Origin of the sequence: Desulforhabdus amnigena, assembly GCF_027925305.1 — a bacterium.
Taxonomy (GTDB): domain Bacteria; phylum Desulfobacterota; class Syntrophobacteria; order Syntrophobacterales; family Syntrophobacteraceae; genus Desulforhabdus; species Desulforhabdus amnigena.
The window spans coordinates 275,001-299,856 of the sequence record NZ_BSDR01000001.1 but is presented as its reverse complement, the minus strand read 5'-3'; the positions used below and the strand labels follow the sequence as shown (position 1 = coordinate 299,856).

General features: G+C 51.5%; 18 protein-coding genes and 2 rRNA genes (1 of these 20 running past the window's edge). 8 read left to right on the top strand and 12 right to left on the bottom strand.

Annotation, left to right across the window (positions count from 1 at the left end; all coding sequences use genetic code 11):
- The first annotated feature begins 311 nt into the window (after positions 1 to 311).
- The 3 genes from QMG16_RS01375 to QMG16_RS01365 all read left to right on the top strand — a co-directional run bounded on the left by QMG16_RS01375 (position 312) and on the right by QMG16_RS01365 (position 4,706).
- The gene (locus QMG16_RS01375; RefSeq protein ID WP_281791871.1) at positions 312 to 1,982 is read left to right on the top strand and encodes an FAD-dependent oxidoreductase; all 1,671 of its coding nucleotides are present in this window, start codon (positions 312 to 314) and stop codon (positions 1,980 to 1,982) included.
- Between the two features lie 86 nt (positions 1,983 to 2,068).
- Positions 2,069 to 2,956, top strand: a complete 888-nt coding sequence (locus tag QMG16_RS01370; protein WP_281791870.1) for a hypothetical protein — start codon at positions 2,069 to 2,071, stop codon at positions 2,954 to 2,956.
- 1,114 nt (positions 2,957 to 4,070) lie between these two features.
- Complete coding sequence (locus QMG16_RS01365) at positions 4,071 to 4,706, top strand: class I SAM-dependent methyltransferase (protein ID WP_281791869.1); 636 nt, start codon at positions 4,071 to 4,073, stop codon at positions 4,704 to 4,706.
- Between the two features lie 272 nt (positions 4,707 to 4,978).
- Here the strand turns inward: QMG16_RS01365 and QMG16_RS01360 are convergent, their stop codons facing one another.
- From QMG16_RS01360 to QMG16_RS01330, 7 genes are all read right to left on the bottom strand, one after another.
- Complete coding sequence (locus tag QMG16_RS01360) at positions 4,979 to 6,646, bottom strand: fatty acid--CoA ligase (protein ID WP_281791868.1); 1,668 nt, start codon at positions 6,644 to 6,646, stop codon at positions 4,979 to 4,981.
- Between the two features lie 46 nt (positions 6,647 to 6,692).
- Entirely contained in the window at positions 6,693 to 7,895 is a 1,203-nt protein-coding gene (locus QMG16_RS01355; protein WP_281791867.1) for a thiolase family protein, read from the bottom strand.
- A gap of 56 nt (positions 7,896 to 7,951) precedes the next feature.
- On the bottom strand, positions 7,952 to 9,109 hold the full coding sequence (locus QMG16_RS01350; RefSeq protein ID WP_281791866.1) for an acyl-CoA dehydrogenase family protein: 1,158 nt from the start codon (positions 9,107 to 9,109) through the stop codon (positions 7,952 to 7,954).
- A gap of 354 nt (positions 9,110 to 9,463) precedes the next feature.
- Positions 9,464 to 10,321: a 3-hydroxybutyryl-CoA dehydrogenase gene (locus tag QMG16_RS01345; protein ID WP_373878699.1), complete on the bottom strand. Its 858-nt coding sequence runs from the start codon at positions 10,319 to 10,321 to the stop codon at positions 9,464 to 9,466.
- A gap of 104 nt (positions 10,322 to 10,425) precedes the next feature.
- Positions 10,426 to 11,016 (bottom strand): TetR/AcrR family transcriptional regulator, encoded by a 591-nt coding sequence (locus tag QMG16_RS01340; protein WP_281791864.1) that lies wholly within the window; start codon positions 11,014 to 11,016, stop codon positions 10,426 to 10,428.
- 222 nt (positions 11,017 to 11,238) lie between these two features.
- Positions 11,239 to 12,099, bottom strand: a complete 861-nt coding sequence (locus QMG16_RS01335; protein ID WP_281791863.1) for a sugar phosphate isomerase/epimerase family protein — start codon at positions 12,097 to 12,099, stop codon at positions 11,239 to 11,241.
- A gap of 115 nt (positions 12,100 to 12,214) precedes the next feature.
- Positions 12,215 to 14,263 carry an acetate--CoA ligase family protein gene (locus QMG16_RS01330; protein WP_281791862.1) on the bottom strand — a complete coding sequence of 683 codons (2,049 nt, stop codon included), beginning with the start codon at positions 14,261 to 14,263 and terminating at the stop codon, positions 12,215 to 12,217.
- A 375-nt stretch (positions 14,264 to 14,638) separates the two neighbouring features.
- On the opposite strand from QMG16_RS01330, the gene QMG16_RS01325 reads away from it, so the two are divergent.
- From QMG16_RS01325 to phoU, 4 genes are all read left to right on the top strand, one after another.
- Positions 14,639 to 15,322 (top strand): response regulator, encoded by a 684-nt coding sequence (locus tag QMG16_RS01325; protein ID WP_281791861.1) that lies wholly within the window; start codon positions 14,639 to 14,641, stop codon positions 15,320 to 15,322.
- 6 nt (positions 15,323 to 15,328) lie between these two features.
- Entirely contained in the window at positions 15,329 to 17,170 is a 1,842-nt protein-coding gene (locus tag QMG16_RS01320; RefSeq protein ID WP_281791860.1) for a HAMP domain-containing sensor histidine kinase, read from the top strand.
- A 233-nt stretch (positions 17,171 to 17,403) separates the two neighbouring features.
- Positions 17,404 to 18,165 (top strand): phosphate ABC transporter ATP-binding protein PstB, encoded by a 762-nt coding sequence (gene pstB / locus QMG16_RS01315; protein WP_281791859.1) that lies wholly within the window; start codon positions 17,404 to 17,406, stop codon positions 18,163 to 18,165.
- Positions 18,166 to 18,176: 11 nt separating this feature from the next.
- The gene (gene phoU, locus QMG16_RS01310; RefSeq protein ID WP_281791858.1) at positions 18,177 to 18,839 is read left to right on the top strand and encodes a phosphate signaling complex protein PhoU; all 663 of its coding nucleotides are present in this window, start codon (positions 18,177 to 18,179) and stop codon (positions 18,837 to 18,839) included.
- A 127-nt stretch (positions 18,840 to 18,966) separates the two neighbouring features.
- On the opposite strand, the gene pstA is transcribed toward phoU, so the two are convergent.
- The 3 genes from pstA to QMG16_RS01295 form a co-directional block, all read right to left on the bottom strand.
- Positions 18,967 to 19,935, bottom strand: a complete 969-nt coding sequence (pstA, locus tag QMG16_RS01305; protein ID WP_281791857.1) for a phosphate ABC transporter permease PstA — start codon at positions 19,933 to 19,935, stop codon at positions 18,967 to 18,969.
- A 21-nt stretch (positions 19,936 to 19,956) separates the two neighbouring features.
- A complete protein-coding gene (gene pstC / locus QMG16_RS01300; protein ID WP_281791856.1) occupies positions 19,957 to 20,850 on the bottom strand; it encodes a phosphate ABC transporter permease subunit PstC in 894 nt (297 codons plus the stop codon).
- Between the two features lie 172 nt (positions 20,851 to 21,022).
- Complete coding sequence (locus tag QMG16_RS01295; protein ID WP_281791855.1) at positions 21,023 to 21,841, bottom strand: phosphate ABC transporter substrate-binding protein; 819 nt, start codon at positions 21,839 to 21,841, stop codon at positions 21,023 to 21,025.
- An 833-nt stretch (positions 21,842 to 22,674) separates the two neighbouring features.
- Here QMG16_RS01295 and QMG16_RS01290 point away from each other — a divergent pair.
- Entirely contained in the window at positions 22,675 to 23,076 is a 402-nt protein-coding gene (locus QMG16_RS01290; protein ID WP_281791854.1) for a cobalamin B12-binding domain-containing protein, read from the top strand.
- Between the two features lie 369 nt (positions 23,077 to 23,445).
- Here QMG16_RS01290 and rrf read toward each other — a convergent pair.
- Together rrf and QMG16_RS01280 are read right to left on the bottom strand one after the other, a co-directional pair.
- Positions 23,446 to 23,562 (bottom strand): 5S ribosomal RNA (gene rrf, locus QMG16_RS01285).
- A gap of 77 nt (positions 23,563 to 23,639) precedes the next feature.
- Positions 23,640 to 24,856: ribosomal RNA gene (locus QMG16_RS01280) — 23S ribosomal RNA — on the bottom strand; it runs 1,728 nt beyond the window's last position.

Below are 24,856 nucleotides of genomic sequence, written 5' to 3'. Positions count from 1 at the left end.
GGCCAAAGTTTTCACGCCATTGAATCATTCGATTCCCCCCTCGAGGGGGGGTAGGGGGGTGTGCAGGCAAGCACACTCCTCCCTGAAGTCCCCCTTTGAAGGGGGACTTCAGAAAATTCCAGGCGGGATAACGGCTTTTGCCGCAATGTGCTGGACTCCGGAACACCCAAAATTCAACGTGGCAGATTCTGCTGTGTTGGAAGATGGATGGACCGCCGTTTTTTCACGTTTTCATCCGGCGGCCTTCAAGATCTCACCGGGTGTTCCGTCTGTATTGATGGTTTGCTCCCTAACATGTGGAGGATGCAACTGTGTCAGGAAAACGAGTGATTATCTTTGGGGGCGATCCGGCTGGCGTTGCCACAGCTTTGGAGCAAGCCGAAGCCGGTATGCAGGTAACTCTGATCGAATCCCTTCCGGGCCTCGGAGGTGAGCGGATTCCGCAAACCCGGATCATCTCGGGAGAGAATGATTTTGTGGATCCCAACCTTGAAGCCGTCATGCGCCACCCGAACATCCGGGTGATCGACAGCGCCGAGGTGCAGCGGACGGAAGCCAATAACGGTAACTTCCGGCTCAAGATCAAGCGGCGGACACCGCGTGTAGACCGGGAAAAGTGCGACGACTGCAAGGCCTGCATCAAGGTCTGCCCCATCAACATGTATGACGACTTCAACGAAGGCGTCGGTTTCCGTACAGCCATCGACTTTTTCAACCCCAAAACCGGGCAGTACAATATCTTCAAGGAAGACATGCCCATTTGCCAGGCCACCTGCCCCGCCAACCTGGACATCCGTTCCTACGTGGGGCTCATTGCCGACGGGAAATACGCAGAGTCCCTCGCCAAGATCCGCGAGCGACTTCCTTTTGCCCTCTCCATTGGCCGTGTCTGCCCCCACCCCTGCGAATCCGCCTGCAACCGGGGCTATATGGACGAACCCATTTCCATATGCACCCTCAAGCGGTTCGTGGCGGACTGGGAAATGAAGGAAGGCATTAAGGCCCCGGTGGAAGTTCCCGATGAGTTCCACAAGGAAAAAGTGGCCATCATCGGGGCTGGTCCAGCCGGACTCACCTGCGGCTATTTTCTCGCCAAGGCCGGATACAAGTCCGTATGTTTCGAAGCTCTGCCGGAACCGGGCGGCATGTTCCGCTACGGCATTCCGGAGTACCGCCTTCCCACCCCTACCCTCATGAGAGAAATCGACTGGATTTGTTCCCACGGCATTGAACTGCGCTGCAACACCCGCGTGGGAAAAGATATCTCCTTCGAGGACATTCAGAAGCAGTTCGACGCGGTCTTCCTGGGCGTGGGCGCACACAAGGGGATGAAGCTCCAGATCAAGGGCGAAGACATGGAAGGCGTCATCGACGGAGTCGATTTTCTGCGGGACGCCAACATGGGAAATCCCATCAACGCCAAGGGGAAGGTCATCATCATCGGAGGCGGTAACGTGGCCATGGATGCCGCGCGCGTGAGCTGGCGCGAAGGGTTCGACGAGGTTCATGTGCTCTACCGCCGCACCAAAAAGGAAATGCCCGCCAGCCCCTGGGAAATCGAGGCGGCAGAACACGAGGGAATCAAGTTTCAATACCTGGTGGCGCCCATCGAAGTAGTGGGGGAAAACGGCCGCATGACAGGGCTCAAATGCCTTCGTATGCAGCTGGGGGAACCCGATGCCAGCGGCCGGCGGCGACCGGTTCCCATCGAGGGGTCGGAATTCGTCGTGGAAGCCGAAACCCTCATCCCGGCCATCGGCCAGCGCCCGGACCTCGCTTTCGTTCCGGAAAACAGCGGCCTGGACATCACCCGCTGGAACACCTTCGCCGTCAACAGGGCGAACTACATGACCAATGTGCCCGGCATCTTTTCGGCGGGTGACGTGGAAACGGGTCCGGACATCGCCATTCGGGCCTGCGCCGGCGGCAGGAAGGCGGCTGAAGGGATCGTTCGCTACATCGAAGCAAAAAGAGGAAAATGACGGCCCCTTTCTGAGTCGATTGCGGATTTAAGCTCGAGGTGAACAAGTCACAGCAAGAACAATGAATCTCTTTAAGAGAGGTTACAATGACATACGAGAGAAAAGGTCGCTACATCGTCGAGTTCCAGGATATTCCCAAGGCGCGGCAGCACCACATTGAAATCCCGGTCGAGGAACGGCGAAACAATTACAACGAAGTGGAATTGGGATTCGATGAGGAAAGAGCTCTTCAGGAAGCGAAACGCTGTTTGAGCTGCCGACGATGCCTGGGGTGCGCCCTCTGTTGGGCGGAATGTAAAACGGAAGCCATCAATTTTGACATGAAGGACGAATACTTCGATCTGGAGGCGGACACCATCATCATATCCGCCGGGGTGGAACGGCCTATTGAGCGCGTGAACCCTCTCTTCGGGTTGGGTAAAAACAATAATATCATCACGGACCTGCAATTGGAGCGCATGCTGAGCGCATCGGGGCCGAGCGCGGGACTCGTCATCCGCCCTCACGACGGTGAAATCCCCGCAAGCATCGCTTTCGTTCAGAGCTATGCCTCGGCATCTCCCCAGATGCACCGTGCGGCCCTCTTCCTCGGTATCAACGAGGCTATTCTCGTCCGGAGGAAACTTCCGGGAGCCGAAATCAGCCTTTTCGGCCAGGACCTTGCCCCCTTCCTGGAGGAACAGAAAGAGGCGTTGAAAGGTCTCGATAGAATCGAGATTCGGGAAGCCGTCGTGAGCGCCCTCACACCTGCGGAAAACCAGAGCCTGCAGGTGACCGTGGAGAGCAATGGAACCCAAGAAACCAGGACCTTCGACCTGGTAGTTCTCCTGACGCAGCCCCAGATCTCCCAGGATGTGAAAAACCTCAGCAAAAAACTGGGCCTCACCATGAGCTACGCCAATTTCCTCGCTCAAGACGTTACCGGTCTGATCAGCACGGAGAAAGAAACCCTGAAACTGACCGCCGTTCAGTAAGAGGCTGTCTGAAAATTCCTCTGTTTGGGAGCCGAACCTGTTTCGATTCCTCCCTTGAGGGGGGGCCAAGGGGGGTGTTTTTCTGGTTCGCGAAATCTTGACACCCTACCCCCCTCAAGGGGGGAATTTTCAGACATCCTCTAAGAGCAATTTCCCGCAAAATAGAAATTGTTTGTGACATTTTACCATTCCCATCCCGACTCCCTGCTCCTTCAAGGGGGAGTCGGGTTCAGAGCCCACCACCCGCCGAAAACTTGACGTGAACACTTCCAGATAAATATCCGCAAAATACCAGGCACGCCGGCTCACCAACACCTGCATCCATTCATGTCCTTGGAGTTTAAGCATTTCGAGTTTCCGGGATGATGCATGCCGGAAAACTTTTATGTATGTCCTTGTATTTCATGAGCATTAAATGCAATATCGCATCGATAAAATTTATACATTGGTTTTCCAACAGTGCATTCGCAACAGACCTAAAAATCGTCTTGGAATTCCTCAAAAGCCTATGGGCCATCCTGGCTCAGATTTCGGTATTATTCCCTTACTCCAGTCAATTTTTCGAACTCATCCCCCTGGAATCTGTTGATTCCAATCCCGGTTATCCTTTTTACTTTATGCCTCTTCCGCTCATTTCCCTGGTAGCCACTCTCAGCAGTGTGTTTACCATCTTGCTGACCTTTAACCAGCTTGAAGAATATAAGACCATGAAATGGCGGCTTATACTACAGCGAAAAGCCATACGGTCCTTTCTCTTGGGCATTTTGGGAGTATTGACCTATTTGGGTCTGAGGCATATGGATGTCGGTGATATTATGTGCAGAATGGATTTATGCAATTTCTGGTCGCTAAAACAGCTTGTGAAATTTATCGTCGATATTGTGATGCTGTGCTGCTACTCGATATTTTTTTGCATGATCACAAGGGCCTTCATGGTGCTTGGAATGGTAACGTACTTTGCACGGTACAAGGATAATAGAGACTCTGTATCAGACGAGTTGGAAAAGTAATTCTCCGAACCGAGGGGGAATGGTTATCGTTGAAACGAGAATTTGAATGAAAACTTCAAGCCCTGAAAATGCACATCATTGAAGATTTTATGAGGAGGTGTCCCGTGCCCAGAGTTATCTCCTTTGAAACCCACCATGAGCGCTACGAGGCATGGTTCAAAAAGCACGAGGCCGCTTATATTTCGGAACTGCTCGCTCTTCGGCCGTTCATTCCGTGGGAGGGTCGGGGTGTCGAGGTCGGTGTGGGCAGTGGCCGCTTCGCCGCGCCACTGGGGGTGGGGGTGGGAGTGGACCCCTCCCCCCGGATGCTTGCTCATGCCGCTGCTCGAGGCATAGAAGTTGTGGAAGGAGTGGCCGAAAATCTGCCTTTCGCAAACGGCAGTTTCGATTACGCGCTCGTGGTCACCACCATCTGCTTCGTAGATTCGCCCGCAGCAATGCTTACCGAACTGTGGAGGGTACTCAAGCCCGGCAGTCCCCTCGTCATTGGATTCATCGACCGCGAGAGCACTCTGGGAAAAGACTACCAGTTGCACCAGGCAGAGAGTGTGTTTTACCGCGAGGCCACTTTCTATTCCGCCGACGAGGTGACCCAGCTTTTGTTGGAAGCCGGCTTCGCGGTTGGCACCTGGGGCCAGACACTCGCTCACCCCCTGGCCGAGACGCGGGAGATCGAACCCCTGCGGGCAGGGCGCGGCCAATGTGCTTTCGTGGTCGTTACGGCAACGAGAAAACCCTGAATCATCAAACAACTGGGGTCAGCCCTTGACAAGAGACTTTCTTTTCGAGATTTCGCTGCAGATCAGCCCCCATGAAAACGACTATCGTGATTTGAAGCCCTGTTCAAAAACAAAGGGATGAGATTTCTGCTACCGTGTACTGGATTCTCGGATACTTCCAAAACATCCCCAACGGCTTCATCCCCTCTCAGCGAATGGTGAGGGGACGAACCAACAGCACTTGATCGTCCAGCGCCTGGTTCATGGTTCGTCCCTGCCCATTCATACCGAATTCATGCCTGCTCTTGAACATGCTCAAGAGCGGTTTTACGGAGGACCCGCTTATTGAGCTTTCCCACGCTGGTTTTGGCGATGCTGTCGGTGAAACAGATCCTGTTGGGAACTCCCCATTTGGAAATGACGCCCCTGTCGACATATCCCATGAAGAAATTCTTGATGTCCTCCTGGGTGACTTTGTCCTTGTAGTCTTCCTTGAGCACCACGAAAGCCAGAGGCCTTTCCCCCCACTTCTCGTCGGGTACACCCACCACGGCACATTCGCTGACACCTTCATGGCTGGTGAGGATATCTTCCAGCTGCAGGGAAGAGATCCACTCCCCTCCCGTCTTGATCACGTCCTTGATGCGGTCCGTGACCTGGAGATATCCCTCTGGGTCGATGAAACCCACGTCACCCGTGTGGAGCCAGCCATCGGACCAGAGTTCCTCCGACCGTTCCGTTTCCTTCAGATATCCTTGAGTCAACCATGGGGCCCGCACAGCCACCTCCCCCGTACTCACGCCATCTTTGGGCAGAGGCTCTCCTCCCATGCCCACCGTTCTCAGGTCCACCAACGGAATCGGGATGCCCGTGCGGCACCGGATTTTGATCTGCTCCTCCGCATCCCACTCCAGCATGTGCGGCTTCAGGTTGGCAAGGGTCAAAATGGGGCAGGTTTCGGACATGCCGTACCCGGTGAAAGTGTCGATTCCCAGTTCCTGGGCGTATTTGCACAGACCTTTCGACAGGGCGGAACCTCCGATGATCACTTTCCATCCAGATACGTTCACTTCCTTTATCACGGGACTGTTGAGGAGCATGTGCAGGATGGTGGGCACACAGTGAGAAAACGTAACCTTCTCCTTTTCCACCAGCTTCAGGATATTTTCAGGAATGTAACGACCTGGATAGACCTGCTTGGCTCCGAGGAGCGTGGCCACGTAGGGCAGTCCCCATGCATGGACATGGAACATGGGAGTGAGAGGCATGTATACGTCATCGGCCCCGAACCTCCGCCCGGCCGTATACCCGGTCAGCCCCGCAAGAACCGCCAGGGTATGCAGCATCAACTGGCGATGGCTGAAGTAGACCCCCTTGGGAAGCCCCGTCGTACCCGTAGTATAAAAGGTTGTGGCCATGGCGTTTTCGTCGAAATCGGGAAAATCATATTCCTCATCGCTCCCCGCGAGCAGAGCCTCGTATTCCCCGGCAAAGCCCGGCAATGCATCGGCGCTTTTCCCTTCGTCCGTGATCAGAATGATTTTCTTCACCGTTTCGATCTGGTCTTTGATCTGATCCAGTACCGGCAGGAATTCTCCATTGATGAGCAAAACATCGTCTTCCGCATGATTGATCGTGTAAAGGATCTGCTCAGGGGAAAGCCGCACGTTGATGGTATGCAAAACGGCGCCCATCATGGGAACGGCAAAGAAACATTCCAGGTAGCGATGGCTGTCCCAGTCCATCATACCGACGGTGTCTCCCTGTTGAACGCCCAAAGCCTTCAGAGCATTGGCCAGCCGGCCTATGCGCTGATTGAGGGTCTCGTAGTCATAGCGAACGAGCTCCCTGTAAACGATTTCCTGCTTTGGAGAGTAGGTGAGCGGGGTCTGCAGCAGGCGTTTGATGAGAAGTGGATATTCATAAGCAGACGCCGTCTTCCGGATGAGTCGTACCGACATGGGGTGTCCTCCCTTTTAAAAAACGTTTCCTTGAGATTTCTGACCGTTAGTCCCGTACCACGATGGTGCTCATTCCCATACCACCACCCACACAGAGCGTCGCCAGCCCCACTTCCAGGTTTCGGCGCGCCATTTCATGAATCAAAGAAACCACAATGCGCAGCCCCGTACAGCCCACCGGATGCCCCAGGCCCACGCCGCTCCCATTGACGTTCGTGATGGTGCGGTCCAACCCCAGGCCGCGCTCGCAGGCAATGTACTGAGCGGCAAAAGCCTCATTCAATTCCACCAGTTGAATGTCCTTGAGGCTCATGCCGGCCTTTTTGATGGCTTTTTCCGTCGACGGTACGGGGCCATAACCCATGAGGTGAGGTTCCACGCCGGCGGCAGCCTGGGACACGATGCGGGCCATGGGGGCAAGTCCGAGTTCCCTGGCTCGTTTGCGCGTCATAAGGATCGCCGCGGCGCCGCCGTCATTGAGCCCCGAAGAGTTTCCCGGCGTGACGGTGCCGTTTTTCTTGAAGACAGGCTTCAGCCTGGCCAGGTCTTCCATGGTCAATCCAAACCGTGGATGTTCATCCTGATCGAAGACGACCTTCCGCCCTTTCTCTCCGGGAACCTCCAGGGGTACGATCTCTTCTTCGAAGCGCCCCGCCTTGATGGCGGCTTCAGCCTTATTGTGGCTTTCCAGGGCCAGCTGATCCTGATCCTCCCGGGATATTCCGTATTTTTCAGCAAGGTTTTCCGCAGTCACGCCCATGATCATGGGCTCCCCCAGCAGCCGGCTCCCCGAATGGAGCATTTCCCATACGGCATCGGTCACTTCATGGTTCATGAGCCGCATGCCCCAGCGGGCATTGGCCAGGTAATAAGGGGCTGAACTCATGGATTCCACACCGCCCACCATGACCACTTCCGCATCGCCACAGCGGATTTGCTGGACCCCGCAATTCAATGCCTGCATGGAAGACGAACATTGGCGCTGCACCGTGAAGGCCGGTATGTGAAACGGCAATCCGGCGGTGAGGACCGCCGTTCTCGCCGTGTTGGCCTCATCGAAGCATTGAACGCAGTCGCCGAAGATCACCTCTTCGATGAGGTTGGGGTCCAGGTCGTTGGCCCGTTTGATGGCTTCCAACATTACATGAGCGCCCAGCTGCGTCGCTCTTACACCTTTCAGTGCACCCCCCAATTTCCCAATGGCGGTGCGCACCGCAGAGACAATGACCACTTCGTTATCTTTACTCATGCTCTCTCATTCCTCTGAACAGGAGACCGGCAAAATCACTGAAGAGCCTGGCCGGTCTACAGGGTCCTCGAAATCACCAGCCTCTGGATCTCGTTTGATCCCTCGTAGATCTGCGTGATTTTGGCGTCGCGCATCATGCGTTCCACGGGGTATTCCTTGATGTAGCCATAGCCGCCCAACACCTGAACCGCTTCGGTGGCAACCCACATGGCCACGTCGCTGCAGTAACACTTGGCCATGGAGCCCATACGCACCATTTCGGGAGCGAGCTGGCTCATGTCCTTGGAAAGGGTTTCAAACATGCTGCACGCCTTGTAGAGTAGCTGCCGGGCCGCTTCCGTACGCATGGCCATGTCCGCCAGTTTGAATCCGATCCCCTGATGCTGGATGATGGGCTTGCCGAAGGTTTCCCGTTCCTTGGCATAGGCGACGGCGTATTCCAGAGCCCCCGCTGCGATGCCGAGGGCCTGCGCCGCCACGGCAAGGCGTGAAAAATCCAGGGTTTTCATCATGATATGGAACCCCTGCCCCTCCGCCCCAAGGAGGTTTTCCGCTGGAATCCGGCAGTCTTCGAAGATCAGTTCCACGGTATCCGACCAGCGGATCCCCAGTTTATTTTCTTTCTTTCCCACGGAAAAACCCGGTGTCCCCTTTTCCACGATGAAGACACCGGCGTTCCTGTGCGTCGGTTTGTCCGGATTGGTCACGGCATAAACGGTGACCACATCGGCCACACCGCCATTGGTGATGAAGGTCTTGGTGCCATTGAGGATGTAGTAGTCACCATCCCTCACGGCGCGGCACCTGAGCCGCGCCACATCGGAACCAGCCACCGGTTCCGTGAGGGCAAAGGCGGCGAGATGTTCGCCCGAGGCCAGTCTGGGCAGATATTTGGCCCGCTGTCTTTCGTCGGCGGCCAGGATAATGGGCAACGACCCCAGTTCCTGATCGGCGATGAGCAGACCGGCTGAGGCATCTACTTTGGAAATTTCCTCCACGGCAATGGCGAGGGCGAGCATACCCGCCCCAGAACCGCCGTGTTCTTCCGGAAAATCGATGCCGTAGAGTCCGTTTTCACGGAGCAGATCGACCATCTCCCAGTCGAAGTGTGCCTCTTCGTCACGTTTTCCGGCTCCGGCGGCAACCTTTTCTTTAGCAAGGCGGCGCACCATATCCTGAAGCATGCGCTGTTCTTCCGTGAGATCGTATTGCATGGCGCAAATATCCTCCTTTAAATATTAAATAAAATCTATATACCCCCCGGAGACACAGAGGGCCCAGAGAAAGACTTTCAAATGAAATCTCCGTGTCTCTGTGGTTTATATGAAAAAAGGCTCATGGTTCATAGCTCATGGCTCATGATAAGATCGCTTTTCAAGAGCGTTTCCCGCTTCCCATATTGGCTTGCATCTCTTTGCCTTTTTCATTTTTCGTTGTGACCGTTCCGGTCATGGGAGTTCATTATAAAAATCGGAATTCGCCCGTCCCAGGGTGGAGTCGACCTCAAAGAGCTTGCAGAAGAGAGAGTGGCGTGCGAGGAAGGTGTTGAATCAGGCGATAAACTCGATCTACCCTTTTTCGCTGTAATCGAAAAAGCCCTTCCCACTCTTACGGCCGAGGTATCCGGCCCGAACCATCTTGCGCAAGAGGGGTGCGGGACGGTATTTGTCCTCTCCCAACTCCTTCTGAAGACCTTCCATGACAAAGAGAAGGGTATCGAGTCCCACCATGTCCGCCAGAGCCAGAGGCCCGATGGGATGATTGGCGCCGAGAACCATCGCCTGGTCGATATCGCGGGCCGACGCGACCCCTTCGGCATAGGCAAAAATCGCCTCGTTGATCATGGGACAAAGGATGCGGTTGACGGCAAACCCTGGAGCCTCAGCCACTTCTATGGGACTTTTCCCTATTTTCTCCACGAAGTCCCGGCAGGTGGCAAAGGTCTCGTCGGAAGTGACAAAACCGCGGGTCAGTTCCACCAATTTCATGACGGGCACGGGGTTGAAAAAATGCATGCCAAGGACTCTGTCGGGACGTCCGGTAACGGATGCCATCTCTGTGATGGAAAGCCCCGATGTGTTGGATGCAAGGATGGCTTCCGGCTTGCGGAGCTCATCCACTTCCTTGAACACTCTTTTCTTGAGATCCATGGATTCGATGACGGCTTCTACCACCAGGTCCGCGTCATCCACCGCATCCTTCAGAGAAGTGGTGCCGTGAATCCTTCCCATAACGGCTTGCGATGCGCCGCTCTCGAGCTTCCCTTTGGCCACGGCGCGATCCAGATTTCCCTTGATGATCGCCATGCCCCTTTCAACGAAGCTCTCCTCGATATCCCGAAGGACCACTTCAAAGCCCGCCTGGGCAATCACCTGCGCGATGCCCGATCCCATGATTCCGGCGCCCAACACGCCGACCTTCTTGATTTCCATGATATCCCCCTTCTTTTGTACATTCGCCATTTGTTTGAAGAACTGCACCCGAGATCCAGCCCTTCAGCTCACCAGATGCCTCTTGAGTCCACCAACATTCACCACTCTGCGAGCATTTCGATGAATCCCCGGGCCAGTTCATCGATGGTCTGTTCCCCTTCCCTCAACAACCCCTGGACGGCGATTCCCTGAACGAGCCCCACAAAAGCCATGGCTGTCACCCGGGGATTCCTGATCCGCGGATTGTCTTTGAGTATCCGAGAAAGGGACTTCACAAATCCTGTGTAGATGTCCTTGAGACGTTGTTCGACAGGATGGTTACTGCCGGCGAATTCGGTGGCCAGCGCAGCAAGACATATGGTGGCTTCAGGCTGGCGGTTGAAATGGCGGCACATGATACTCACCATCTCGGTCACCACTTCGAGAGACCCCTTTTCGACCCCATCCAGATAGTCCGAATAGATGCGGATGCCCCGTTCGAGGCGTTCTATAACGGCGTCGAGCAATGCTTCTTTCGAGGGGAAATGGTGGAAGATGGCGCCTGAAGTCAGACCAATGGACTGGCAGATATCCGTTATGGTGGTCTTGTGGTATCCCTGCCGTGCAAAGAGCTTGGTTGCTGCCACCAGCATATTTCTGCGCGTCTGCTGCGCCTGCGCCTCTTTTTTTGAGCTCGATTTGTTTTTCATGGCTTAAGATATTAGATAGTAGGTACTATGTCAAATATATTATAAAAGCGGTCGACATTTTTAAGACCGCCCAGAAGAGCAATCAGACCTTTTCAAACTCTTTTTATCCATAGATTACGCAGACTTTCGCAAGAAAGAAATTTTCATCTTGGGCTGGTGGTGGGATTGATTCAATCGTGCAATCTAAGGATCCGCATGGGGTTTTCTTCAAAAACCCGATCTCTAAACCTCTTTATCCATCTTTCCTTCAAAAAAACCTTTTTCACTCAAATAGCGGGCCGAAGCAAGGACCACGTCTTCCGCTCTTTGTTCATAAGAGTCGAGTTTGATCGTAACATATCCCTCATAATTATCCCTTCGAAGGCAGCTCAGGAAGGCGGGGATATCCATGGCCCCTTCACCCAATTGAATATGGCGGTGGGTGCGGTTTGACGGGATATCATCCAAATGGACGTGAGCAACATAGGATTTCAACTCCTCCCAAGCCTCGCAGGGGTCTTCCCCAACGCAGTAAAAATGTCCTGCATCGAAATTGATCCTCAAACTGCTCTGGGATTCCATCTTCTTCAGGAAGTCGAGCGCCTGTTCAGTGGTCTGGATGAGGGAATCCGGCTCCGGTTGAATGAGCATTTTGACGCCCAGCTTCTGAGCCAGGGGTAGGACTCGATGCATGCCGCCGATAAAAAGCCCCACGGCATCCTCTCGATTCATGGCCTCATGAACAGGTTCAGTCCCAGTTTCTGTGGACACTCCGGGAATCCCCATTGCGGCTGCCATGCGCAGGCACTCCAGCGTATAATTGATTCTCTCTTCACGTTCACGCCAATCCACTGAAATCCATGAAGGGTTCTGATAATCACCGATTGAAGTAACCACACAGCTGTTCAAATTGGATACTCGAAGTTTACGCTGCTCCAAACACTGATTCAAATCAGTGACTTTGCCTGCCGTCAGGTCTCGAGGAAAAGCATGAGGCCGATCGGCTATGAGTTCCACAGCGGAAAAACCCGCCCTCGCTATACCTTCTATGGCTTCAGAAAGGGGACGGGCTCGAAAAACCGTCGTACTGTAAGCAAATTTCATAGAATATTCTCCACACCATATGCAATAAAAGCGAGCATACCCCTTCGATGACTTTCTGATATGCCTCGCTGATTGACACCGTTTTCACCGGTGTTCCCGGTGTTTCCGGCATCCCCTACTTTTTCCGTGCCCGCCAGTCTACCGCCAAGCATCCCTTTTCGTAAAGCCGCACAGGATTCAAATCAAGTTCCTCGATTTCAGGAAAATCATACAACAACCAGGAAACGCGGACAATTAAATCACAAAGGGCTTCACGGTCCAGGGCCGCCTGTCCACGGACTCCACCAACAAGAGCCGCCCCGCGGCATTCGTCGATGGCGCGGCGTGCTTCCTCCTGTCCAATGGGAGCAATGCGGATGGACGTTTCTTTGAAAACTTCCACATAAATTCCTCCCAGCCCCACCACCAGCACCGCTCCGAAAGTCTGGTCCTGTCTTCCGCCGATCAACCACTCCAACCCCATCTCCGCCATCTTTTGAAGCAGCACGGAAGGACCGATTTTTTGAAGCCCCCGGTAAGCCTCTCTCAATGAAACGTCATCAGCGATATTCAAATACACTCCCCCTGCCTCACTCTTGTGGATCACCTCCGGATGTGCAGTCTTCAAAACAACCGGAAAGCCCAGAGATCCGGCTGCGGCAAGAACGTCCTCTTCCCTTTCGAGTTTCCTCCAGGGAACCAGTGGAATACCGTAGGCGGTCAAAATCATGGCCAGCTTCTCGGGAGAGACCGGTCCCGAAGGAAGCTCCTCCACTAACTGCTGCACTCGCATCCTATCCACTCCAGCCGGCCGTCGCCTGGAAAACGGCAGGGGGCCTGTTTTGAACCTGTCCCGATTCAATGCCAAAGCCCTCACCGCTTCACGCGGGTCGCCAAAAAAGGGATAAGAGGCGATCTTTCCCGCAAGGTTGAGTTCTTCCCGGGTTGTGAAAACACAAACAGCAACGGGCTTCTGGAATTTCCACATCAAATCCCCCAGCCCTGTGAGAAGTTTTCTGGACTCCTCCACGTTCATGAGCCCCTGATAATTGAATATGAAAAGCAGCCCATCGATATCTTCTCTTGCCAATGTCTGTTCGGCCAACGTGTGATAAAGAGGAAGATTGAATAGATCGCCAAGATCCATGGGATTGTGAAATTGTATCACACCCGCCCGGGAATGTTTTTTAGCAAGCTGAATCAGATCCGGCGGGAACGGCGGCAATTGAAATCCGAATTCCTCGGCTGAATCGGCCGCCATGACAGCATGCCCACCCGACCTGGAAATAACGGCCAGCCGGTTTCCCTTCAACTGAGGAAGGGAAAAGGCTTTGAGCATTTCCAGAGCACTTCTCTGTTCACGGGTCCGGAGAATACCGCATTGTCGAAAAGCCGCGTCTACGACCCTGTCATCAGATGAAAGGGACGCAGAATGGGACCGGGCAATCACCGCTCCCGCTCCACCTCTATTGGACTTGTGGGCGACAATCACCTTCGGTGAGCGGCTTGCAATTTCCATCAACCGGCGACCATCGGCAATTCCTTCCAGGTAGCAAAAAATCTGATCCGTTTCTTCATCTTGAATCAGGTATTCCAGGAGATCCGATTCATCCACGTTCAATTTGTTTCCAATACTTGCGAATTTACTGAAACCCATATTTTCGGCATTGAGCGAATTGATCATCATGGCGCCTACGCCGCCGCTTTGAGCAACCACGCCGATTCTGCCCGGGCGGCTTTCGGCTTTGAGGGGCAAGAATGGAACAGCCAGACCGATGTGACGGTTGATGATTCCAATGCAATTCGGGCCTATCATACGCATCTGAAAATGCTTCAGGATTTCAACAATTTCTTTTTCCAGCCCTATCCTGCCCTCTCCCAATTCACGAAATCCTGCGGACTGCACAATGACTCTTCGAATCCCTTTTTCTCCACATTGACGAAGCACAGTGGGCACTGCCATGGCAGGAACGAGAATAGTCGCAAGGTCCACCCTTTCCGGGATCTCCCTCACATCGGAGAAGATCTTATGCCCCAGGTATGCTCCCCCCTTGGGTCCAACCAAATGAATGTACCCCTGATACCCAAATTCCATAAGGTTTTTCACCATGATCCGCCCCATGTTGTTGGGAGAATTCGAGACCCCGATCACGGCAACGCTCTGCGCATGGAAAAAATCTTTCATGCTATCCCCTCCTCCTTGGCGTATTCAAAAACTCTCTTCCGCATCGATGAAAACCTGGGAGCAAAATCAAATTAGACTGTTTCATCAACATTTTCAAATCAATGATTGTGGCATACATTGAAGTTCATATAGTATTTTTGAGTCTTCAGCATATATAATTGAAAAAAGCCGTCCTGGTGCAATCCCAGAAGACCTCGAGCGATAAAGCTCTTGATGCGACAGTTGTTGCGGAGGCATGTTTTTGATTTTGTTCGGGAGACAAAAAGCTCTTATGTTTTGTAAAGAGCTAATGTAACAGTACTGTAACAATCAGAGAATCTTTTCGACACAAAATTATGGTTTATTAGAAACTTATGCTACCTACAGGAGTTGGTGATGTCGAAAATGAATGTACTCGTTGTGGAAGACGATAATGATATTCTTCAGCTCTTAAGTTACAATCTGGAATCCGCAGGTTTCAGTGTCGCAACCTCCCAGGACGGACATGATGCTTTAGAAAAAGTGAAACGGCATATTCCGGATTTGATCATCCTGGATTTGATGATTCCGGGTCTGGACGGATTCGAAGTGTGCAAGGAATTGAAGAGGGATGCGGCATTCAAGAACGTACCCGTTATCATGCTGACAGCCAGGGGTGAGGAAGTCGACCGTATTGTGGGGCTGGAACTGGGGGCGGACGACTACGTGGTCAAACCCTTCAGCCCCAGAGAGCTCATTTTGCGCATTCGGGCGGTTCTCCGCAGATCCTTTCAGGAAACCACCCTGACAGCTCTTTGGGAGATCGAAGGGTTGAAAGTCGATTTCGAGGCCCATAAGGTCTCGATTGATGATGTGGATGCACCTCTCACGGCAACAGAATTCAAGCTTCTCACCGAACTCATCAAAAGCAAGGGAAAAGTACAGACAAGAGACCACCTGCTGGATAGTGTTTGGGGATATCAATTCGAAGGATACGCTCGAACCGTCGACACTCATGTGCGGCGTTTGCGTCAAAAACTGGGCCGTTATTCCAAATGGATCGAAACCGTAAGAGGTGTAGGATACCGTTTTCGAGGTTAGAAGATCATGATAAAAAAAATCTCTTCTCACACCCGTTTCATATTCACTCTTACCACAGTGGTCTGTCTGGCCTTGATTCTTCCCTCCTGGTATTTCTACCGAAGCCTCAAGGAAGAAATAATCAATGAAACCAAGCACCGGGCAGTCCATCAACTCGACATGGTTCACTGGCTCATAAGCCAGAAATCCGAGTTTCAAGATATCGAGGCCCTTCAGGCCTGGCTGACGGAGGTCGGTAAACGCGAAGAAGCTCGAATCACTTACGTGGCAACAGGCGGTCATGTTATCGCTGATTCTGAAATTCCGTTTTCCGAAATTCAGAACTTGGATAACCATGCCAGTCGCCCCGAAATCATGCAAGCGAGAGAGCAGGATATTGGAGTGTCCATCCGTTACAGCGGAAACATTCAAAAGACTCTCTTATATGTTGCCAGAAACATCGAACGAAAAGGGGCGATACCCGGCGGAGTCCTTCGCCTGGCGATTCCGTTTTCTAACGTAAATGAACTCCTGGAACGTCTCAAATATGACTTCATCAGTATCTTTTCCTTTATTCTCCTTGCCTTCCTTGGAATCAGCTACTGGCTGGTGCATCAGAGAAGCAAGGCGGTCCGCAAGATCACTTCGTCTGTTAATGCTCTAGCTGACACGGACTATAAAAATCGTATTCATCTCGACCCGGATGAGGAGTTTTACCCTCTTGCGCAGTCGATCAACCAAATGGCCGACCGCATTTCCAAGGACATCCAAACGATCAGTTCAGAAAAACAGCAGCTGGAAGCGGTTTTCAATGGAATGCAGGAAGGCGTTGCTGTGTTGGATTCCAGAGGTAGAATACAGAGCATCAACCGTGCTCTTTCCGAACTCTACATGAACGCTTCGCAGGGCATCGGGCGAAAGCCGCTCGAGGTTTTTATGAACCTGGAATTACAAGATGCCTGCGACCGTATTCTTGCGTCCAAGGGAGAACTGGGCGAGCGTCCTTACAGCATTCAAATAACCCTTGGGGAAGGGAAATACTACAATGTCAACATTGTTCGATCGAGCGATCTTCCAAACGGCGCACAAGTGATTGTGGTCTTTCACGATATCAGCGAGTTAAAACGTCTTGAAAAAATCCGCCAGGATTTTGTGGCGAATGTATCCCATGAACTACGCACCCCTTTGACGTCCATCAAGGGATATTCTGAAACACTCCTATCAGAATCCGACCTGAGCCCTGAAACGCTTGCCACATTCCTCAATGTCATTCTGAGAAACACAAATCATATGGTAAAAATGGTGGATGATCTTCTTCAGCTGGCAAGGCTCGAGACCCGTCAAACCCCGGTCAAGCCTCTTCCAGTGCATGCAGGGAAAGCCCTCCTGAATGCATGGAAAGAGTGTGAACCCTTGGCGCAGGACAAAAAGATCTCTCTGGAAAACCTTCTTCCCAAAGAAGGTATTCTCGTATCAGCCGATTTTGATCAACTCGTACAGGTTTTTCGAAACTTGCTGGAAAATGGGATCAAGTACAGCCCTCCAAACAAAACTTTAACCGTATCCTGCCAGGCCATTGAACAAACAGTTACCTTCAGTGTACGTGACGAAGGACCCGGCATACCGAAACAACATCAGCAGAGGATATTCGAGCGTTTCTACCGCATAGAAAAACATCGAGGAAGCGATTCTGAAAGTACAGGTTTGGGATTGGCCATATGCCGGCATATCATTCGCAATTTCGGCGGGAAAATATGGGTCGACAGTCCCAACATGGATGGGACTCCAGGAACAACCTTTTCCTTCACCCTGCCCAAGGCTTCGCCAGAAGCAGAAGAGGAGAATTCGAAAACAATCGGCGTCGGGTAGAGGTCCTATACGCCGAATAGGTGCGGTTTTTTCGGAACGACGGTCAAATCCGAAAAATCAGCTGCTGCCAGACCAGGGTTCTGGAGACCACTGGAACAACATGAATGATTTGGATGATCCAAGAGGGGCAACACCGCCTTTGAAGGCAACGCTCTCATTCTGCTCGAGTGCATTCCTTGCTTCGTTCCAAAAGGGCTGCACCCAAATGAAATGGATATTATAAGGGTTGATACATGGAAAAAATGCTTAAAATGAGTTCCAGAAACCTTGACTTCTACTATGGTGATTTTAAAGCTCTTCATGCTGTATCATTGGATTTTTTCGATAAGCAGGTTGCAGCTCTCATCGGCCCGTCGGGTTGTGGAAAGAGCACATTTTTGCGCTGCCTGAACCGCATGAATGACCTCATTCCCATCAGTCGGGTCGAAGGAGATATATTGCTTGACAACGAGAATATTTATGACCCGAAGGTAGATGTGGTTTCTATTCGACGCCGGGTGGGAATGGTATTTCAAAAGCCCAATCCTTTTCCCAAAACAATTTTTGAGAATGTGGCCTATGGTTTGCGCGTCATCGGCATTAAAGACCAGTCGTTTATCTCACAACGCGTGGAAGAGAGTCTATACCATGCAGCCTTGTGGGACGAGGTGAAAGACCGCCTTCACAAGAGCGCGCTCGGACTTTCAGGAGGGCAACAGCAAAGACTCTGCATTGCCCGGGCTCTCGCCGTGGAACCGGAAGTATTGTTGATGGACGAACCCGCTTCCGCTCTGGACCCCATTGCTACCCAAAAAATAGAAGAACTCATACACGAACTCAAGAAAAACTATACCATCATCATAGTCACGCATAACATGCAGCAGGCAGCGAGGGTATCGGATGTCACTGCGTTTTTTTACATGGGCAAGCTCATCGAGGTAGATGACACTGAAACCCTTTTCACTCGTCCCAAATTTAGACAAACCGAAGACTACATCACAGGTCGTTTCGGCTAGGAGTCCACTACATGGAAAGTCGTTTTCATCAAGAATTGGAAGACCTTCGAATGATCATTCTGCACATGGCTGCATTGACGGAAAGAGCTTTGGAAAAGGCCGTTCAAGCTTTGTCGGAAAGAAATACTGAACTTGCTGAAAGTGTAATAGAGGGAGACAAAGACATCAATGCGCTTGAAGTGGACGTAGACCGGCAATGCCTGAAATTGCTGGCTTTAGAGCAACCCATGGCCAGGGATTTGCGCTTCATCATCGGCTGTATGCGGATTGCCGTCGATCTCGAGCGAATTGCCGACCAGGCAGTCAATATTGCGGAAAGGGCCATTTTTCTGTGTTCCAGACCTCCCCTTCCAACAAACCCTGCCCTGGACCAACTGGGTGAAACCGCCCTGGATATGCTCAAATCGGTGATTGCCGCATTTGTCAACGAAAGCGAATCTCAAGCCATCGACGTCTGCCAAATGGACGACACGGCCGATGAACTGAATGTGAAGATTCTCAAGCAATTCCTGGATTACATGATCACCGAAACACCCGCTGTGGAAAGATCCGTACAGACGATTATCGCCGCGCGATGCCTCGAACGCGCGGCCGATCAAGCAACAAATATTGCTGAAACCGTCATCTTCATCATCAAGGGTGTCAATATAAAGCACCACTGCCAGCGGACATAAAAAAACCGCCAAGCAATCCTCATGGATTACTTGGCGGCCGCCACTCTCCTGACAGACTCGTCTCAATACCTGCATACATCGTTTTCAACCGTTTTTTCCAGCCCCTCAGATCCCCCCAGCACCTGCCTCAAGGATGCCTCTGCAATCTAGCACGGTAAATGATCGCTATGAGATTCATCCCAAAAACAAGTGCAATCAAGATCAGTGCGGTACCGTACTGAAGCGGTCGGGTCACCTCGATCTCCGTTCCAGCGGTAGCCAAAACATAAACATGGTAGGGCAAGGCCATTACAGGATCAAACAGAGAGGAAGGCAGGTTTGGCGTAAAGAATACCGCAGCAGTGAACATGATGGCGGCAGTCTCACCTGCGGCACGACTGATGCCAAGTATGGATCCCGTAAGCATACCGGGAAAAGCCGCAGGCAGAACCACACGATATATTGTTTGCCATTTGGTTGCCCCCAAACCCAATGAAGCCTCTCTGTAAGTGGCGGGTACCGATCGCAGCGCCTCCTCCGCAGTACCGATGATCACAGGCAGAATCAGCGCCCCCAGCGTAAGAACTCCCGATAAAACGCTTACGCCAAGCTTGCACCAAGTGACGAAGAATGCAAGGCCAAACAGGCCGAATACCACGGATGGAACACCGGCAAGGTTATTGATACCTAAACGGATGGCACGCATTGCCAAACCGGGCCGCGCATATTCATGCAAATAAATGGCCGTGGCGACACCCCACGGAAACGCCACCAACATGGCGCCAAAGCTCAACAGAAAGGTTCCTACAATACACGGAAATATTCCACCCTGGGTCATGGAGTTTCTGGGTGCCTGGCTCAAAAAAGTCCAATTGATTGCGCCGGCCCCATTGTAAACAAGAAACCCAATGATGATCAATAAAGCGAAGGCGTTGATGGCAGCCGCCCCACGAAAAAGACTGAACACGCCCTTCTCGACAAGATGGCGCGTTCGAATTGGCTTTTCGGTTTCAGCGCATACCGAGCCTTCCTTCGGCCCGGCATCCCGCCTGCACAACTCAGATCCGAGAGATATTTCGTTGGTGCTGAGATTTTCCGGCAAATTCGGCGATGGCATGTATCTTTTACCTCTGTGGATTTACAAAGTGGCAGCCCCCACTTGTTTATGTTTGTGGGCAATATAATCCGCTATTAAATTAAACATGAGCGTAAAGATGAAAAGCATCATACCAATGGCAAAAAGAGCGTAATAATGGTCGCTTCGAAAAGGAGCTTCAGCCATTTCGGCAGCGATGCTCGACGGCATGGGCCTCACAGGGTCGAATATCGAAGTCGGGATCAAGGTCGCTCCACCCGCTACCATCAAAACGACCATCGTCTCACCGATTGCCCTGGACATTCCCAGGATCACCGCCGTGCTGATTCCTGACAGGGAGGCAGGAAGGATCACACGAAAAACGGTCTCCCAATGCGTAGCCCCTAAAGCCAAAGACGCTTCTTTCAGCTCCTTGGGTACGGCGTGAATCGCATCTTCCGAAATGCTGCAGATGGTTGGAACGGACATGAATGCAAGCATTAACGAAGCATTGAACAGGTTCAAACCGGTCGCAAGATTGAACGTGCTCTGCAAAAATGGCGCAACAATCACCATACCGAAAAAACCTATAACGACAGAAGGTAATGCTGCCAGGAGTTCGACGACAGGCTTGGCAATTTCTCGAAATCTCACAGATGCAATTTCTGCAAGATATAGTGCTGTCATTATACCTAAAGGAATAGAGATAAGAGCAGAGAGAAAAGTTACAGCAAAAGATGCGACAAGAAGGGGAAGAATTCCAAAATCAGGTGGTGATGAGGTCGGATACCACTCCAATCCAAAAAGAAACGCACCTACTGACAGTTTTTTGAAGATGGGAAGACCTTCTGCAAACAAGAAGAGCAAAATCATTGAAAGCACAAGAATCGAAGTCAAAGCGGTCAGAAAGAAGATCCATCGAATAGCCTGTTCTTTTATTTGACGATTTGGAATCATTCTATTCTTCTTTTTTCCTTTCTTATCTCCCGCCCTCTCAAAACAGAGGGGAGACATCGGCTTTCTGCACCCTTACTCAACTCACAAAAAACCGATATCTTCCCCCCTCACATTGTCGAGAAGGCCGTGGCAGCTCCAAGTGCTTGTTCGCAATCAGAATCCGCCCTCTGGATCAATATAGAGGAACAAAACCGGCTTCCTTAACAAGCTTCTGTCCCTGAGTCGGGTTTATGACGTAATTGATGAAATTGAGGGTATCCCCAGTGGGCCAGCCGCGTGTAAACATGAACAATGGACGTGAAATCGGGAACTTTCCATTCAATGTTGTCTCTTCATTTCCAACGATACCGTTTACAGTCAATGCCTTAACGTTCTTATCCACATAACCGATTCCGAGGTAACCGACCGCATTCTTGTTCTTGGAGACGGCTTGAGCAACAGCGCCATTGGAAGCCTGGAGGAGTGCACCGGGGAAAACACGCTCTTTTTTCATGACCTTCTCCTCCCAAACCTCATAGGTTCCAGAAGAAGTGTCACGGGAAATTACAACGATCGGACGATCGGGCCCCCCAATCTCTTTCCAGTTTTTAATCTCGCCCTTATAGATTCCCTTCAACTGATCAAGGGTGATATCAGCTAATGAATTGTCCGGGTTCACGACCGGTACGATACAATCATAAGCTATGGCAAACGGAACGGGGTAGCTCCCTTTTTCAACAGCCAGTTTCACTTCCTCGTTTTTGATGAACCGCGAGCTGTCAGCAATATCGGTCGTCCCGTCGATGATGGCCTTGATACCTTCCCCGGACCCCCCACCCGACACAGAAATGCTCACATCGGGATGTTCTTTCATGTATGCTTCAGCAGCTTTCTGTGCGATAGGAAGTACCGTCGTGGAACCATTGATCTTAATGGAGCCGGCAAAAACCGTATTCACGGCAAAACCCAGCAAAAGTAACGAAGACAAAAACGACCACTTCACTTTAAGCATCAGTTTCCTCCAATGTGTTTGTTCATCGATCCGTTTTCTCACATGTACCAACAAACCCTAAGAGGCTGTCTGAAAATTCCTCTGTTTGGGAGCCGAACCTGCTTCGATTCCCCCCTTGAGGGAGACCAAGGGCGGTGTTTTTCTGGTTCGCGAAATCTTGACACCCCCCTACCCCCCTCAAGGGGGGAATTTTCAGACATCCTCTAAGACATCTCAAAAACTTACGCGGCGCCGTAATTTTCGTTATGGTATTCTTCCAATGTTACAACTATGTTACAGAGTCACGTAATTTCAGTGACCGACATAAACTTTTCTCATATTACCTGGACAGTGGAAAGTTTTCTATAAGTGGTTGATTTTACAAGATTCCACTTTGACACTACGGCAAAAACAAGCATAAATCGTTTAGCTTTAAAATCGTCAACTTACGCTCTGAATAGACCAAGCTTCGGGAAAACTTACCACTGTCCAGATATTACATGAAACAAGAAGTGGATTCGCAAAATTCCTCCAGCGATTTCGTCAGAATTCGTGAACTATAGGTTTGAATCAGATCTTTCGAAACGATTCATTTTTTTGATTTGCCTGACGAAGGAGACGAAAGAGCACAAACATCTGGCGTTTCTCTTCACTCCAAGAGTATTATGCATGCACCAGCTCAAATACACTCCATTCCGTTTTCCAGGCTCGAGCGGGATCCACCATCTCCTATTTTTCGGAATCTGACATTCTTAACCATGTTTAACACTAAAAGAAAAACGGAGTTCTCACATGCACAGCATTTTAGAAGAATGGACTATATTTGACAAAGTAACCATTTACAGGAGATAGGCATGGAAGAGAGAAAAATCAGAATTTTGATGGCAAAGTTCGGAGAAGGTCACGAGCAAGCAATGTTAAAACTTGCAAGAGCTTTCGGAGAAGCCGGGTTTGAGGTTATTTACACAGATCTCCAGGACCCCAGAGCAATTGTCGCTTCTGCCATACAGGAGTCCGTGGATCATATCGGAATCACTGTGCTGCATGGAGCGGATATTGTTACTCAATTCAAAAACCTCTTCGACTCTATGAAAGAACACGGCATTTCGTATATTCAAGTCACTGCAGGGGGGCTTCTCGACGTAAAATACGTCCCTCAATTGAAGTCATTAGGTCTCGTTGAATTCTTTCCGAAAGGAACAACTTATGACGAACTGATCAATTGGGCAAAGAAAAACATCAAGGCTGTAGAGTAGCAGTGCATGATGTATGAGACGATTCTCTCTTGATATTTTGGCATTCATTGTTCGATTGGAATTTGCGCTGCATGGGACGAAGGAATGGGGGGGAAAAGAGTAAGATACATTAACTGCCACATAAAAGCTTCGTCCCATAAGCGCGATTCGCACCCAAGGCCTTAGGCTGGAAATGGCAGGCATCTCTGGTATTTTCTATTCAACCATGAGAAATCACGGAAAACCATAAGGATGGAAGGGCAAAAACATCTGCAAGGAAAACGCTTGCCTGAGCGCCGGCTGTTTTTTGGGGAAAAGAAGACATTTGCAAAGAAACCATAGAGGTGAGGGAACAAAAGAGAAAGGAATGGAGGGGTAAAAAAGGGGATGGGGCGGCAGCGCCCTACTCTCCCACGCAGTCACCCACGCAGTACCATCGGCGCAGAGGAGCTTAACGACCGTGTTCGGGATGGGAACGGGTGTATCCTCCTCGCTCTAGCCACCGCCCCAATATGGGGAAGCTTACAACTGAACAGGGGTTTTATTTAAGAAGCTCTTCCTGGTTTCAATCGGTTGCCTTGAGGATGGTCAAGCCGCACGGCCAATTAGTATCGGTTAGCTCAACACATTGCTGTGCTTACACACCCGACCTATCAACCTCGTAGTCTACGAGGGGCCTTCAGCCCGGGATCGCTCCCGGAGGGGAACTCTCATCTTGGGGTGGGCTTCCCGCTTAGATGCTTTCAGCGGTTATCCCTTCCGAACTTAGCTACCCAGCTATGCCCCTGGCGGAACAACTGGTACACCAGTGGTTCGTCCATCCCGGTCCTCTCGTACTAGGGACAGATCCCCTCAAAATTCCTGCGCCCACGGTAGATAGGGACCAAACTGTCTCACGACGTTTTAAACCCAGCTCACGTACCGCTTTAATCGGCGAACAGCCGAACCCTTGGGACCTGCTCCAGCCCCAGGATGCGATGAGCCGACATCGAGGTGCCAAACAACCCCGTCGATGTGAACTCTTGGGGGTTATCAGCCTGTTATCCCCGGCGTACCTTTTATCCGTTGAGCGACGGCCCTTCCATGCGGAACCGCCGGATCACTAAGACCGACTTTCGTCCCTGATCGAGATGTCTCTCTCACAGTCAGGCTCCCTTCTGCCTTTACACTCTACGGCTGGTTTCCAATCAGCCTGAGGGAACCTTCGCGCGCCTCCGTTACTCTTTGGGAGGCGACCGCCCCAGTCAAACTACCCACCAGGCACTGTCCCCGAAGAGGATAACTCTTCCGGGTTAGAACTCTAAACGCATAAGGGTGGTATTTCAAGGTTGGCTCCGCGAGAGCTGGCGCTCCCGTTTCTCCGCCTCCCACCTATCCTACACATACACGCCCAAAATCCAATGCCAAGCTATAGTAAAGGTGCACGGGGTCTTTCCGTCTAGCCGCGGGTACTCGGTATCTGCACCGAGACTGCAATTTCACTGAGTCCCTGTTTGAGACAGTGCGGAAGTCGTTACGCCATTCGTGCAGGTCGGAACTTACCCGACAAGGAATTTCGCTACCTTAGGACCGTTATAGTTACGGCCGCCGTTTACTGGGGCTTCGGTTCAACGCTTCTCTTGCGATGACATCTCCCCTTAACCTTCCAGCACCGGGCAGGCGTCAGACCCTATACGTCGTCTTGCGACTTTGCAGAGTCCTATGTTTTTAGTAAACAGTCGCTACCGCCATTTCTCTGCAACCCCCTTCGGCTCCAAGAGCCAGTCTCTTCACCTAATGAGGGCACACCTTCTCCCGAAGT

Excerpts from the sequence above, each read along its gene's own strand:
- QMG16_RS01370 (WP_281791870.1), top strand. The coding sequence starts at position 2,069 with ATGACATACGAGAGAAAAGGTCGCTACATCGTCGAGTTCCAGGATATT.
- QMG16_RS01360 (WP_281791868.1), bottom strand. The coding sequence starts at position 6,646 with ATGTCGGTACGACTCATCCGGAAGACGGCGTCTGCTTATGAATATCCA.
- QMG16_RS01355 (WP_281791867.1), bottom strand. The coding sequence starts at position 7,895 with ATGAGTAAAGATAACGAAGTGGTCATTGTCTCTGCGGTGCGCACCGCC.
- QMG16_RS01350 (WP_281791866.1), bottom strand. The coding sequence starts at position 9,109 with ATGCAATACGATCTCACGGAAGAACAGCGCATGCTTCAGGATATGGTG.
- QMG16_RS01340 (WP_281791864.1), bottom strand. The coding sequence starts at position 11,016 with ATGAAAAACAAATCGAGCTCAAAAAAAGAGGCGCAGGCGCAGCAGACG.
- QMG16_RS01335 (WP_281791863.1), bottom strand. The coding sequence starts at position 12,099 with ATGAAATTTGCTTACAGTACGACGGTTTTTCGAGCCCGTCCCCTTTCT.
- QMG16_RS01330 (WP_281791862.1), bottom strand. The coding sequence starts at position 14,263 with ATGAAAGATTTTTTCCATGCGCAGAGCGTTGCCGTGATCGGGGTCTCG.
- QMG16_RS01325 (WP_281791861.1), top strand. The coding sequence starts at position 14,639 with ATGTCGAAAATGAATGTACTCGTTGTGGAAGACGATAATGATATTCTT.
- QMG16_RS01320 (WP_281791860.1), top strand. The coding sequence starts at position 15,329 with ATGATAAAAAAAATCTCTTCTCACACCCGTTTCATATTCACTCTTACC.
- pstB (WP_281791859.1), top strand. The coding sequence starts at position 17,404 with ATGGAAAAAATGCTTAAAATGAGTTCCAGAAACCTTGACTTCTACTAT.
- phoU (WP_281791858.1), top strand. The coding sequence starts at position 18,177 with ATGGAAAGTCGTTTTCATCAAGAATTGGAAGACCTTCGAATGATCATT.
- pstA (WP_281791857.1), bottom strand. The coding sequence starts at position 19,935 with ATGCCATCGCCGAATTTGCCGGAAAATCTCAGCACCAACGAAATATCT.
- pstC (WP_281791856.1), bottom strand. The coding sequence starts at position 20,850 with ATGATTCCAAATCGTCAAATAAAAGAACAGGCTATTCGATGGATCTTC.
- QMG16_RS01295 (WP_281791855.1), bottom strand. The coding sequence starts at position 21,841 with ATGCTTAAAGTGAAGTGGTCGTTTTTGTCTTCGTTACTTTTGCTGGGT.
- QMG16_RS01290 (WP_281791854.1), top strand. The coding sequence starts at position 22,675 with ATGGAAGAGAGAAAAATCAGAATTTTGATGGCAAAGTTCGGAGAAGGT.